Raw genomic sequence first — 12824 nt, forward strand, 5'->3', positions numbered from 1 at the left:
TTACCATCTCTGCTGCAATAGCTTTTTGCTTTCCGCTTTATGCTTTAAGCTTTTTCTCATATGTTTTTGGCTTTATACGATAATTCGTATCTTGCACCACTATTTTCTAATCTAATAGCAAAATATGTCAAGCTGGTTTAAGCGAATTAAACAAGGCATTTCCACTACCACCAGTGAAAAGAAGGAAGCACCGGATGGGTTGTGGCATAAGTGTCCTAACTGTAAGAAAACCACCACTGTTAAGGATCTGAAGGAGCATTTCTATGTTTGTGATAAGTGTAATTATCATAACCGTATCAACTCTGCCGAATATTTTGAGATCATTTTTGATAACAATCAGTTCGAGGAACTGTTTCCTAATATTTACCCAACGGACTTCCTGGGTTTCAAGGATCTGAAGCCTTATGGTGACAGGTTGAAGGATGCCCAGAAGAAATCCGGTCTGAAAGATGCGATGACAGTGGGAGCTGGTAAAGTGTTGGGGAACGACCTGGTGGTAGCCTGTATGGACTTTAATTTCATTGGAGGCTCTATGGGTTCTGTAGTAGGTGAAAAGATAGCCCGCTCCATTGACCACTGTATTCTTCATAAGAGCCCGCTGATGATTATTTCCAAGTCAGGTGGCGCCCGTATGATGGAAAGTGCATTTTCCCTGATGCAAATGGCTAAAACATCTGCTAAACTGACCCAGTTGGCCGATGCAAGGTTGCCTTATATTTCCCTGATGACCGATCCTACCACGGGTGGCGTAACGGCATCTTATGCTATGCTGGGCGACCTGAATATAGCTGAACCAGGCGCACTCATTGGTTTTGCCGGTCCAAGGATTATTAAGGAAACAATTAAAAAGGATTTACCTGCTGGCTTCCAGAGTGCAGAGTTCCTGCTGGAACATGGATTCCTGGATTTCATCATGGATAGAAAAGAATTGAAGACGAAGCTGGCCAGCCTGCTGACCATCTTCAAAAATTAAGCATTTGGCAGCCGGCCTTTCATCATGGAAAGCCGGCTGTTAAATCGCTAAAAAACGAATAATGGCAGAATTAAAGAATAGATCGGCATATTTTGAGTACGCAATAGAAGATAAATTCATTGCCGGGATGGTGTTGCTGGGTACGGAAATCAAATCTATACGTGCCAATAAAGTGAGTTTTAATGATTCGTTCTGCTACTTTTCCAAAGGAGAGTTATATGTGAAAAGCCTGCATATTGCAGAATACTCCCATGGCACGTCCTCCAATCACGACCCTTTAAGAGAACGCAAGCTGTTACTGACCAAGCGGGAACTGAGGAAGCTGGAAAATAAGATCAAAGAACGCGGCTATACCATTGTACCCCTGCGCATGTTTATCACCGATAAAAGTCTCGCTAAACTGGAGATAGGACTCGGTAAAGGTAAGAAAGTACACGACAAACGGGATACCATCAAAGCCAGGGAGGCTGACAGAGAATTAAGACGACAATTCAAATAAATCATCGAGCTGGTAAACGAGTCCATTTAAAACCACCCCCTTGAAAAAATTATCCTGCAGGCAGTTATGCTGTATAGTTGCCCTCCTCGCCTACACCCTACTCCTCTCCTGCAAATCAGGTGAAAAGCTCTACAACAAAGGCCGCTACAGTGAAGCAGTGCTCACGTTTGTAAAAAAACTGCAACGCAAACCACAGGATGCTACCGCTACACGGTTGCTGCCGGATGCTTACCACCAGGCCCTGCAATCGGGGGAAGACCGGGTAAACGAATGGTTGCGTTCCAATAATCAACTGAAATGGGAAAGTGTCAGGAATGAGTACCGGGCGCTTCAAAACCTCTATAACAGCATCCACGGCTCCCCTGCTGCCCTGAAACTGGTGCAGCCGAAGGATTATCGTGACGCCATCACCGGCGCCCAGGAAAATGCCGCTGAAATACGGTATGACCGCGGCACCACGTTGTTGAATCGTGGCGATAAGGTGAGCGCGCGGCAGGCATATGAAGAATTTGGCGCTGCGCTCAAACTGATCCCCAACTATCGTGATACCAAACAGCGCATGGACGAGGCCTTTCAGCTGGGCGTCGTAAATGTGGTGGTGAGCCAGATAGAAGTACGTTCGCCCTATTACCAGTTCAGCGCCGACCAGTTCCGCGATTACCTCGTGAGAAACCTGCAACAGCGCAATATCAACCGCTTTGTACAGTTTTACGATGAACGGATAGCCCGCAGCGAAAACCTTCGCCCGGATGAATACATCGAATTACGCTTTTTTGACTTTGTAGTGGGACAAACCTTTGTAGACCGTATCCAGCGGGATGTGTCAAAGGAAATTGTAACCGGCACCACAAAAGATACCAGCGGCAATACTATCAATTTATACCAGACTGTAAAAGCTACCTTATACATCACCAAAAAGACGGTAGTATCGAAAGGGCTGCTGGACTACCGTATTACCGATACCAACAACGGCCAGGTGCTGCGTACTGACCGGATCCCAGGCAATTATACCTGGGTGAATCAATTTGGTACTTTCCGGGGTGATGAAAGAGCGCTGAGTGATGAGGACCGTAAACTTATGGGTGGACAGGATGTACCGCCACCACCACCTTCCGACTTGTTCATGGAATTTACCCGCCCCATTTATGATGTGCTGGCCAGGGACCTGCAGAGTTTTTATAACAGTCTTTAAGGGAGATTATATCTTTTGCTTCAGGATAGGAATTAACTGGTGTGCGGGCACTACCCCACTTTGGCGCCAGATGAGCCGGCCTGCTTTGAACAACAATAAGGTAGGCACACTGCTGATCTGCCATTGCGCCGCCAGCTGCTGATTCTTATCGATATCTATTTTAATGATCCGTAGCTGATCACCCATTTTGTCTTTTACCTCTTTCAGGATTGGCGGCACCATCTGGCAGGGACCGCACCAGGTCGCAAAACAATCAATTAATACAGGAATGGGAGATTGCAGCATAGCTTGCAGATTTTCCATGGCACACGATTTAATTCCAACACCAAATTACGTACTTTTTGAAGATCGTAAAATATAACATATATTAGATATACAAAATCATTTATTTCCCTGCATATGAATATTGTTTCTTCCATCATCTACCTGGCCTGGTTTCTCTCTGAAATTCTTTTGCACAGGATCTTACGCGGCGGCGCCCAAACAGACAAAAAGAAGCAGGACAAAGGCAGCCTGGCGTATATCTGGCTGGTGATTATCATATTCCTGAACGTTGCCTTTTTTATCGCTTTTAAAACCCGGTATATTATAACGCCTGGCCCGCTTATGCCACGTATAGGCTTAACCCTTATACTGCTCGGTATGATACTCCGTTTTGCAGCTATTCAACAGCTGGGAAGATTGTTCACCGTGGTAGTCACTATCCGTAAAGATCATGTCCTGAAAACAGATGGGTTGTACAGCATATTGCGGCATCCTGCCTATACCGGTTCCCTGCTGTCCTTCCTGGGATTTGGCTTATCGCTCAATAACTGGCTGGCGATGGCAGTAGCATTTATCCCGGTATTGGCCGCCTTTATTCACCGGATAAACGTGGAAGAGAAAATGCTGACAACGCAATTTGGAGAGGAGTATATTAACTATATGAAACACACCAGTCGACTGGTGCCATGGATTTACTAGCAACCAATAATTAATAAAAAAATCCCCCACGCCAACCGCGTGGGGGATTTTTTCTAACCACTAGTTATTAAGATTAGGATTATTCTGTACTTCCGTTATTGGTATGGCGAACAAGTAAAAATTACTGTAAGGTGTGAAGGCCGTTCCATCTGGCTGTTTCAGCGTTTGATGCCCCTGTCCTGCTACTTCCACAAAAGAGCCATCTCCTCTCGGTACCCGGATAATACTGTCTTGCCCATCGTATGACAAGAATGGTTTTCTGATCACGGTACCGCCTGTACGAATAATGTCAGAGAGCGAAAATCCTTCTCCCCATAATTCTTTCCTTCTTTCTACAAGGATTGTATCCAACAGGTGACTGCCATTGCCGGTGTAGTGGGTGGCGCTGCGGGCATCTCTCAATACATTCAATGCTGCTGCTGCCTTGCCGGTATTACCACTCTGTGCATAGGCTTCTGCTTCGACCAGGTACATTTCAGCGGAGCGCATCAGTACCAGGTCGCCGATCAGTGCCCCCGGATCCCTGAAGCGGAATTTTTTATACCGCAGGAGCCCTTCCTGGTCAGGCAGCGTATCCCAGTCAAACAAGCGGAAACGCACATCTGCACTATCAAAGAAATTTTTGAAATACGGATCGGCCATAAAGCTCTGGTAGTAAGACGCAGGAGTAGACACATCCAGGAAATGGAAGTTATAGCTGGCATTACTTTGATTAGGCGTTTGCGCATGTCCCCAGATCCATTCGCCATTGCTGATATCACTGAATCCCTTGTTATACTCGTCGCCCGACATCAGCGGATAACCGTTACGTGCGGCTACAGCGCTGGTAATGGCTTCGTTCCACTGGCGGTTATATAAGTAAGCACGGGCCAGCAAACCATTCACTACGCTGGCATCGATTTTCCATTTCTGGGTACCACTGCGCTGGTAATCTTTCAGCAGCGGTAACGCCTTTTGTAAATCATCTATCACCAGTTTATACACCTCTCCGATAGTAGCTTTGGGCTTTCCTACGGAAGTAGGGCCAGATGGGGTAGTATAAATGGGCACTGCTTTTTCTGCACCGGTTCTGTTGAACTGGTAAAAGGAAGCCAGGGTCAGGTAGCAGTTGGCGCGCAGCGCATATGCCTGGCCTTTAAGGCGTTGTTTTTTGCTATCATCTCCTGTGGCATTATCCACCCGGGCGATAATGTTATTGCAGTTGTCGATTACCTTATACAAGATGGTCCAATAAGCGCTTACGCGGTTCTTGGTGTTGTCATTCATTTCCGTATAGCCGTAGGCTGCACTGAATCCGTAAGAGGAAATCACGGCTACGTCGCTGCCCATGGCATCGCTGGTCAGGTTGATGGATTTATAACCCGGTACGGCGTAACTAAAAAACTCCTCAAACATATAGGACCAGGTACCATTCAATACCGTTTCTACATTGTCGGCAGTATTGAACACCTGGTCGTCAGGCACAGCATTGGTGGGCTTTGTATCCAGGAAATCCTTTTTGCAGGCACTGAACGCCAATGCTGCGAATATGATCAGTAATAATTTCTTGTTCATGGCATGAATGTTTAGAAGCTGAGGTTAATACCGGCGGATAGTGATTTAATAGCCGGATAACGGTAATAGGTGGTTCCGCCGATGGATTGTTCCGGATCCAGCCCTTTATGTTTATAGAGGGTGAACAGGTTTTCTCCCTGCAGGTAAATCATTACGTTATGCAGGTGCGCTTTCTCCATCCATAAAGCAGGAAGGTTATAGCTCAGGTTCACACTCTTTAAACGCGCATAGCTGGCGTCGTAGAGGAAGCGGCTGGAAACGGACGTCCAGTTGGTGTTGATAGTTGTCAACTTGGGTACATCTGTGTTCTTATTGTCCGGCGTCCAGTGGTTCAGCATTTCCGTAGCAAACGGGCGTCCAGGACTGGTGCCGGTTCCTAACAGGAACAGGTAATCCTGGTCCAGTACCTTACCTCCAAGGCTATACGCCACCAGGAAGGAGAAAGAAAATCCTTTATAGTTAAAGGTATTGGTAATACCACCATATACATCCGGCAGTGAAGAGCCGCTACCATAGAGGCTGGCGGCACTGTAGTTATTAGTAATTCCTTTGGTGCCGTCGGCTTTGTCTACATACCATTGCGGTAAACCTGTATTAGGATCTACTCCCGCCCATTGCCGGAGATAAAATTCATAAATGGACTTCCCTACTTCCAATCTTTTCGTGCCGCTGATAATAGTTTTTTGTGGTAGTTCTGTTACCTTATTGCGGTAGTGCGTCATATTCAGGTCTATGGCCCAGCTGAAATCCTTTGTTTTAACGGGTATGCCGTGCAAGGTCAGTTCAGCGCCGGTATTTTTCAAGGCCCCGATATTTTGTGCAATGGAACCATAGCCCAGGGAAGGCGCCAGTGGCTTAGAATACAGCAGGTCTTTCGAACTACGCTGGAAGAATTCCACCGTACCGCTAAAACGGTTATTAAACATGGCGAAGTCTACCCCTGCGTTGAAGTTCAGGTTTGTTTCCCATTTCAGCAGCGGGTTGTAGAGAAACCTGCGGTAAGTACCGCCTTCACCCAGGTTGCTGTTTACTTCCAGCAAAGGATAGTAGTTATAATAAGAATCCGGACCCAGGTTATCGTTACCTTGTCCTCCGTAGCTGGCACGTACTGTCAGCAAATCGAGCCAGGCAATATTTTTCAGCGCTTTTTCTTCCGTCAGTTTCCAGGAGGCGCCTACTGACCAGAAGGTACCCCAGCGGCGGTTGGGCGCAAAGCGGGAAGATCCATCACGGCGCAGGGAACCCGACAGGAAGTATTTACCTTCGTAGTCGTATTCGGCACGGCCGAGGTAACTGGAAAGGGTATACGTATCTGTATATCCTTGTAAGTCCTTGATCAGAGAGGCGTCCGACAGCTCATCCAGCCCGGGCAGAGAGAAACCGGATTTCTGACCATCCATAAAAGTGGTCTGGTATTTATAAGCTTCCTGTCCGGCCAGTAAGCTCAGGTGGTGCTTTTCATTGAACGTTTCCTCGTAAGTAAGGAGGTTGTTGAAGGTCCAGCTGAAAGTACGATAAGTGGCCTTTTCGACGGTACCACCTACCTCTGCATCGAATCCCAGGGTCGGATTGGTGTAGTCGTGTGATTGACGGTTGGTATAATCGGCATTGTAGCTGGATTTAAATTTCAGTCCGCGCCAGATCGTTGCTTCTCCAAACACACGGGCAGACACGTCATCCCGGATCACATTGTGTTTATCTATTGCAGAAGTGGCCACCAGGTTACTGTTTGGATTATCGGCACTGGGACGGTAGCTCCCAAAATCAAATATCTTATTACCGTTGGCATCCAGGATGTATTGTCCTGTGGCTTTGTCGCGCTGGTAAATAGGATAAAAGTTCGACATGAGCCGGCCATAGTTTACATAGTTATCGGAGCGGCTGTCTTCTGAAGGAGGCGCCTGTTGATCTGAGTGTGCGCCGCTGAGGTTCAGTCCTACTTTCAGCCATTTTTTGGCATCCAGTTCCACGTTGCTGCGCACATTATAGCGTTTAAATCCTGAGCCCAGGTAAATGCCCTGGTCATCGAGGTAGCCTCCGGCAATGTAGTAGCGGCTTTTGTCGGTAGCGCCGCTAATATTGAGGTCGGCTGCTGTACGGTGGCCGGTACGTTGCATGGCATCGTTCCAGCTGTCATCCCAGAGGGGTTTAGCGCCGCTCACCAGTTTACCGTTGGCGCCCACCGGTTGCGGGAAGGCAGTGCCATATGGGTTAATGCCTACTCTCCTTACCAGGTTGCTGCTGGCCTGAGCGGCTGCTGTAGCGGGAGATAAGCCATTGGTCAATCCTGCGTTGCGCAACGCTTCCCAGTACATCTGGAAATATTGGTCGGTGCTTACTTTCTCATAATCTTTTACTGCTCTGTTAGAATAGCCCTGGCTAACGCGAATGTCTATATTATTTCCACCTTTTTTGCCCTTTTTGGTAGTGATGATAATCACCCCGTTGGCGCCACGGGAACCATATAGCGCGCTGGAAGCGGCATCTTTCAGTACGCTGATGGATTCGATATCATATGGATTGATCGCGCTGAGGCTACCTCCGTAAGGCACGCCATCTACCACGTACAAAGGATCGGCGGATGCATTGATAGAACCTACTCCACGGATGCGGATGGTAGCTTCCGAGCCAGGTTGTCCGCTGGAAGCGGAGCTCTGCACGCCGGCAGCCAGACCTTGCAGGGCTTTGGTAACGTTGGATACCTGGCGGTTGACCAGTTCATCACTTTTGATGGTGGCCACCGAACCTGTGTAGGAATTCTTTTTGGCCGTTCCGTAAGCTACCACCACTACTTCATCAATGTCTTTCCCTGCGCTTTTGAGGGAAATACTCAATGGCGTAGTACTGATAGGTACTTCCTGCGACTCCAGGCCCACAAAACGGATTACCAGCGTAGTGGCAACGGGGTCGTTGACCTGTAATGTAAAATTTCCATTAGGACTGCTAACTGTTCCGTTAGTCGTTCCCTTTACTACCACGGTGGCCCCGGGTAGTGGCGTATTGTCTTTTGCAGAATAGATACGGCCTGTAACCGTACGTGATTGCGCAAATATGGCCAACGGGCCAAATAGCAGCAATGAGAGCAGTAGTCGTTGTAACATAAACTAAGGGTTGAGAGTATAATAAACCAGGTTTTCGGCAATACAAGTACAGGCCTGTTGTGTAAACAGACTTTTACAGTATGGCATTTCATTGTTGTTAATAGCCGTAACGGCTGGTGTGACCAGGTACGGTTATAGATTGTTGTAACTCGCCGCCACAGCGGTTTGCATGGACAGTTGGTATTTTCAGTTTATTGGTTAATTAATGGCAACAACAATAGTCATTGACTAAAAATGGTTGGGTTGTTTTCCGCATAAGCAATCATTTAAATTCTATCTTTTATTACCCTATAATTTCTATAGACTAATGGGTCGCAAAGCTAGGTGCTTTCATAAAGAAAAACAAAACATTTGTTAAAAAAATGGATAAACTTTTTCAAATATTCGTTTTACAGGTTTGACGCGGTATTGCGCTGATAAAAATGTGATGAACGGAAATTCCCTGTTATCAAAATGCAGAAGGGCTGTTTTTTTTAATCGTCAATGTTGGAGTAACATCGTGGGGTTTATCTAACCGCCTGCGCGTTCAAATTCTTCGTCTACCAGCCAATGACCGCTGTCGGCCGCAGCTGTAGCCAATTCATCGCAGCGGTTATTGAATGGGTTACTGGCATGTCCCTTTACCCACTGCATTTTGACGCGATGTTTTTTATAGAGTGGAATGAAACGAAGCCACAGGTCTTTATTTTTCTTCTCTTTAAAGTTTGTTTTTACCCAACCCCATAGCCACCCTTTCTCTATACTATCTACTACATACTTGCTATCGGTAAAAACAGTGACTGTCAATCCCTCCTTCTTGAGGGCTTCCAGCGCTACAATTACAGCCAGTAGCTCCATCCTGTTGTTGGTGGTTTTGCGGTACCCTTGTGACAACTCCTTGCGCAGACTACCCCATATCAATACCACTCCATATCCGCCCGGGCCAGGGTTACCACGGGATGCCCCATCCGTATATACTACCAGTTCAGCCATATTTATTTTTAAAGAAGTGCTAAGGTAGGATAAATGCGCAAAAGCAGAAAGCAGAAAGCGGAAAGCAAAAAGCTATTGTCGCGAGTCATTATATCGGATAACTATCCGGATTGATCATTCGCGACAATAGCTTTTTGCTTTCCGCTTTCTGCTTTAAGCTTACTACACCTGGAATACGCCCACGTTAAAGGCATGTTCCACAGGCGCGTTGTTGGCGGCTTTAATACCTTCTGCTATACGTATACGCGTATCGGCCGGGTCGATGATTTCATCTACCCATAACCTGGCGGCTGCATAGTAAGGGGTTGTTTGTGCGGTATATTTATCGGTGATTTCCTTGAGCAGCCGTGCTTCTTCTTCAGGGGTAATCACTTCGCCTTTGGCTTTCAGGGAAGCTACCTGTATCTGTAATAATGTCTTCGCCGCCTGCTCCCCTCCCATCACTGCAATCTTGGCAGATGGCCATGCATAGATAAAACGGGGATCATAAGCCTTTCCGCACATCGCGTAGTTGCCTGCTCCATAGGAGTTGCCAATGATGATCGTAATTTTAGGGACCACCGAATTGGCTACCGCATTTACCAGTTTAGCGCCATCTTTAATGATGCCTGCATGTTCACTTCTGCTGCCTACCATAAACCCGGTAACATCCTGCAGGAATACCAGGGGGATTTTCTTTTGGTTACAGTTCATAATGAAGCGGGCGGCCTTATCAGCGCTGTCGTTGTAAATAACGCCTCCCATCTGCATTTCGCCTTTACGGCTTTTCACAATCTTACGTTGATTGGCCACAATACCCACTGCCCATCCATCGATGCGGGCGTATCCACACAAAATGCTTTTACCATAATCCTGTTTATACTGGTCAAATGCAGAATCATCTACCAGGCGTTCTATTACTTCCAGCATATCATAGGGACGGGTACTATCGGCTGGCAACACGCTATCTAGTTCGGCAGTTGGCTTAGCCGGCTCCACTGCTGCGATACGATCAAATCCGGCCTGGGCGGGCTGGCCTATTTTGCTGACGATTCGTTTCACCTGGTCCAGGCACTCTTCATCTGATTTGAATTTATAGTCTGCGATACCGGAAATTTCAGTATGGGTAACGGCGCCGCCCAGCGTTTCAGCATCTACCTCTTCTCCTATAGCGGCTTTCACCAGGTAAGGACCAGCCAGGAAGATGGAGCCATTGCCTTCTACCATCAGCACTTCGTCGCTCATAATGGGCAGATAGGCGCCTCCTGCCACGCAGCTACCCATTACGGCTGCAATCTGGGTAATGCCCATGGCGCTCATCCGGGCATTGTTACGGAAGATGCGGCCGAAGTGTTCTTTATCAGGAAAAATTTCATCCTGCATGGGCAGGAATACGCCGGCGCTGTCTACCAGGTAAATGACCGGGAGATGGTTCTCCATTGCTATCTCCTGTAAACGCAGGTTCTTTTTACCGGTCATCGGAAACCAGGCGCCCGCCTTTACCGTCATGTCGTTCGCTACGATCATACATTGCCGCCCGCTTACATACCCGATCCCCCCAACGGTACCGGCGGCGGGGCAACCTCCATATTCATCGTACATATCATAGGCGGCAAAGGCGCCTATTTCCATAAAAGTGGTGTCTTTGTCGACCAGGTAGTCGATACGTTCGCGCGCAGTGAGCTTACCACGTTGCCGCACCTTTTCCAGGCTTTTTTTTCCTCCGCCTTGTTCAATCACTCCCAGGCGTTGTTTCATAGTACTGATCGCCATTCGCATGGCATCTTCATTTTTATTGGTTTCCAGTTGCTGCTGATCCATAACGATGGGTTTTATATTCTTTAAAAATAAGGGAAAGAATTCAGTAAATTACGAAGAGGGAGCTGCCCGTCTCCTGCCGGACTTCGTTGGTATTTTGATGAATATTATGATTACCGCGATTCTGTTTCTCATTTATATAGCTGTATGCCAGTTATATGTATAGCATTTAAAAGAGATACAGATATCTTTTAAAAAATAAAATTCTTTTGTATGTCGTTAACGGAACACTTAGCCTCATCACTGGAAAAACTATACAACGGCGATCCCTGGATAGATGTCACTTTCCAGGAGCATTTGTCGCGCATAAATGCAGCCCAGGCTGTGCAACGTATCGGCGGCTCCAACAATACCTGGGAGCTGGTGAATCACCTTATCTTCTGGCATCAACGGGTGCAACGGCATATGCATAATGAGGCCCCCGAGCAGGACGGAGATCTGCCTGATTTTTATATGCCTGAAAATCATGGGGAGGAAAACTGGCAGGCGGCCATTCACCGGCTGGGACATTCTTTTGATATGATCACCATGGCTATCCGGAACTTCCCTGAGAAATTCCTGTTTGATACCATTCCCGGCACCGAACATGCTGTCATCTACTATTTACAGGGACTGGCCGAACACGATGCCTATCACCTCGGTCAAATTGTGTTGCTACATAAATACGCCTAAAACAGGTCCATATCATAACGTTGTTCATATAGTTGCTGTCCCCACAGCTGCAGGTGCTTTTCTCCTGTTTTGCGGAAGCCGGCCTTCTTATACAGGCTAATCGCGGCTTCCTGCATGCTGGTTGTCATCAGGTATACCTTCTGGTAATCTTTTTCCCGGCAAAAATCGAGGGCTTCCTGTAGCAAACGCTTTCCCAGTCCTTTGCCCCGGTAGTCGGGATGGATCAGGAACCAGCGCAGCTGCGCCAGGTGCCGGGAAGATCCCAGTATAGCCACGGCACCTACCATCTGGTTATTGGCCGTAGCGATAAACATACGGTCTTTCGCCGGGTTATAGGTGGGCAGGAACTCATAGAACGTTTTACAGACATAACTTTCAAATTCCAGGTTGTACCCACATTCCCGGGCATATAAATGTCCGTGCAGGTAAATCAGGTATCCCACATCACCGGGGAGCAGGTTATAACGGATATGGATATCTGAATTTTCCCCGCTTTTATCGTTCGACAACACCTGCCGGATGGTTTTCATGGCGCCGGTGATCTGTTGCTGCTCCTTTTCAGACAGGGGATCGGTAAGTTGATGAATCTCCCGGGTCGATTTGTCCTCCAGCTGAGCCATCAGTTTTTTCCCAGCTGCACTCAGCTGTAAAAAAAACGTACGTCCGTCGGCGGTAGATTGTTGCCTTAACAGCCAGCCATTCTTTTCAAAGCGCTTCAACATGCGGCTGAGGTAGCCCCCATCTATTCCCAAAATACCGGTGAGCTGCCCCGCCGTACATTTTCCCAGCTGCCCGATTTCATATAATACCCTCACTTCCGATAGCGACAACTGGCTATCCAGGATATGCTGATTTAATAACCCGATCATGCCGGTATAAAACCGGTTAAAACTGCGTACATCACTTACTACCTGGGAATTGCTGGACATAGGAGGCTGTTTTTCAAACAAAAATACACAAATAGTTGACATAGGCAAATAATTTACTTGCCTATGTCAACTATTTATTTTGGACGGTTTTAAGCAACCATTTACCGGTTTTCTGCTACCTATGAAGATAAATTTCCAGCAAATATTATATTTGCTACCTTCCCTTTGCTGT

11 protein-coding genes are annotated in these 12824 nt (G+C 47.2%); 5 read left to right on the top strand and 6 right to left on the bottom strand.

The features are described from left to right. The first annotated feature begins 124 nt into the window (after window positions 1-124). From accD to HGH91_RS04435, 3 genes are all read left to right on the top strand, one after another. Window positions 125-973 (top strand): acetyl-CoA carboxylase, carboxyltransferase subunit beta, encoded by an 849-nt coding sequence (gene accD / locus HGH91_RS04425; RefSeq protein WP_168737219.1) that lies wholly within the window; start codon window positions 125-127, stop codon window positions 971-973. A 61-nt stretch (window positions 974-1034) separates the two neighbouring features. Continuing rightward, window positions 1035-1472 carry an SsrA-binding protein SmpB gene (gene smpB, locus HGH91_RS04430; RefSeq protein WP_145665847.1) on the top strand — a complete coding sequence of 146 codons (438 nt, stop codon included), beginning with the start codon at window positions 1035-1037 and terminating at the stop codon, window positions 1470-1472. Between the two features lie 40 nt (window positions 1473-1512). Next, window positions 1513-2664 carry a hypothetical protein gene (locus HGH91_RS04435; RefSeq protein WP_168737220.1) on the top strand — a complete coding sequence of 384 codons (1152 nt, stop codon included), beginning with the start codon at window positions 1513-1515 and terminating at the stop codon, window positions 2662-2664. A 6-nt stretch (window positions 2665-2670) separates the two neighbouring features. Here HGH91_RS04435 and trxA read toward each other — a convergent pair whose 3' ends face one another. Then, window positions 2671-2967: a thioredoxin gene (gene trxA / locus HGH91_RS04440; RefSeq protein WP_168737221.1), complete on the bottom strand. Its 297-nt coding sequence runs from the start codon at window positions 2965-2967 to the stop codon at window positions 2671-2673. A 96-nt stretch (window positions 2968-3063) separates the two neighbouring features. On the opposite strand from trxA, the gene HGH91_RS04445 reads away from it, so the two are divergent. Continuing rightward, window positions 3064-3627, top strand: a complete 564-nt coding sequence (locus HGH91_RS04445; RefSeq protein WP_168737222.1) for a methyltransferase family protein — start codon at window positions 3064-3066, stop codon at window positions 3625-3627. Between the two features lie 60 nt (window positions 3628-3687). Here the strand turns inward: HGH91_RS04445 and HGH91_RS04450 are convergent, their stop codons facing one another. The 4 genes from HGH91_RS04450 to HGH91_RS04465 form a co-directional block, all read right to left on the bottom strand. Further along, entirely contained in the window at window positions 3688-5181 is a 1494-nt protein-coding gene (locus tag HGH91_RS04450; RefSeq protein WP_168737223.1) for a RagB/SusD family nutrient uptake outer membrane protein, read from the bottom strand. An 11-nt stretch (window positions 5182-5192) separates the two neighbouring features. After that, window positions 5193-8282 carry a SusC/RagA family TonB-linked outer membrane protein gene (locus HGH91_RS04455; RefSeq protein ID WP_168737224.1) on the bottom strand — a complete coding sequence of 1030 codons (3090 nt, stop codon included), beginning with the start codon at window positions 8280-8282 and terminating at the stop codon, window positions 5193-5195. Between the two features lie 510 nt (window positions 8283-8792). Continuing rightward, window positions 8793-9254 carry a ribonuclease HI gene (gene rnhA, locus HGH91_RS04460; RefSeq protein WP_211092196.1) on the bottom strand — a complete coding sequence of 154 codons (462 nt, stop codon included), beginning with the start codon at window positions 9252-9254 and terminating at the stop codon, window positions 8793-8795. Between the two features lie 162 nt (window positions 9255-9416). Continuing rightward, the gene (locus tag HGH91_RS04465; RefSeq protein WP_168737225.1) at window positions 9417-11054 is read right to left on the bottom strand and encodes an acyl-CoA carboxylase subunit beta; all 1638 of its coding nucleotides are present in this window, start codon (window positions 11052-11054) and stop codon (window positions 9417-9419) included. Window positions 11055-11264: 210 nt separating this feature from the next. Here HGH91_RS04465 and HGH91_RS04470 point away from each other — a divergent pair, with 210 nt between their 5' ends. Further along, window positions 11265-11723 carry a DinB family protein gene (locus tag HGH91_RS04470; protein ID WP_168737226.1) on the top strand — a complete coding sequence of 153 codons (459 nt, stop codon included), beginning with the start codon at window positions 11265-11267 and terminating at the stop codon, window positions 11721-11723. On the opposite strand, the gene HGH91_RS04475 is transcribed toward HGH91_RS04470, so the two are convergent. Further along, window positions 11720-12652 carry a bifunctional helix-turn-helix transcriptional regulator/GNAT family N-acetyltransferase gene (locus tag HGH91_RS04475; RefSeq protein WP_168737227.1) on the bottom strand — a complete coding sequence of 311 codons (933 nt, stop codon included), beginning with the start codon at window positions 12650-12652 and terminating at the stop codon, window positions 11720-11722. The two genes, HGH91_RS04470 and HGH91_RS04475, sit on opposite strands and share 4 nt — an antisense overlap. Window positions 12653-12824: the final 172 nt, after the last annotated feature.

This window comes from Chitinophaga eiseniae (assembly GCF_012641265.1).
GTDB lineage: Bacteria > Bacteroidota > Bacteroidia > Chitinophagales > Chitinophagaceae > Chitinophaga > Chitinophaga eiseniae_A.

What these genes read in the sequence shown, in the direction of transcription:
- accD (WP_168737219.1), top strand. Translation starts at nt 125, where the DNA reads ATGTCAAGCTGGTTTAAGCGAATTAAACAAGGCATTTCCACTACCACC.
- smpB (WP_145665847.1), top strand. Translation starts at nt 1,035, where the DNA reads ATGGCAGAATTAAAGAATAGATCGGCATATTTTGAGTACGCAATAGAA.
- trxA (WP_168737221.1), bottom strand. Translation starts at nt 2,967, where the DNA reads ATGGAAAATCTGCAAGCTATGCTGCAATCTCCCATTCCTGTATTAATT.
- HGH91_RS04445 (WP_168737222.1), top strand. Translation starts at nt 3,064, where the DNA reads ATGAATATTGTTTCTTCCATCATCTACCTGGCCTGGTTTCTCTCTGAA.
- HGH91_RS04450 (WP_168737223.1), bottom strand. Translation starts at nt 5,181, where the DNA reads ATGAACAAGAAATTATTACTGATCATATTCGCAGCATTGGCGTTCAGT.
- HGH91_RS04455 (WP_168737224.1), bottom strand. Translation starts at nt 8,282, where the DNA reads ATGTTACAACGACTACTGCTCTCATTGCTGCTATTTGGCCCGTTGGCC.
- rnhA (WP_211092196.1), bottom strand. Translation starts at nt 9,254, where the DNA reads ATGGCTGAACTGGTAGTATATACGGATGGGGCATCCCGTGGTAACCCT.
- HGH91_RS04465 (WP_168737225.1), bottom strand. Translation starts at nt 11,054, where the DNA reads ATGGATCAGCAGCAACTGGAAACCAATAAAAATGAAGATGCCATGCGA.
- HGH91_RS04470 (WP_168737226.1), top strand. Translation starts at nt 11,265, where the DNA reads ATGTCGTTAACGGAACACTTAGCCTCATCACTGGAAAAACTATACAAC.
- HGH91_RS04475 (WP_168737227.1), bottom strand. Translation starts at nt 12,652, where the DNA reads ATGTCCAGCAATTCCCAGGTAGTAAGTGATGTACGCAGTTTTAACCGG.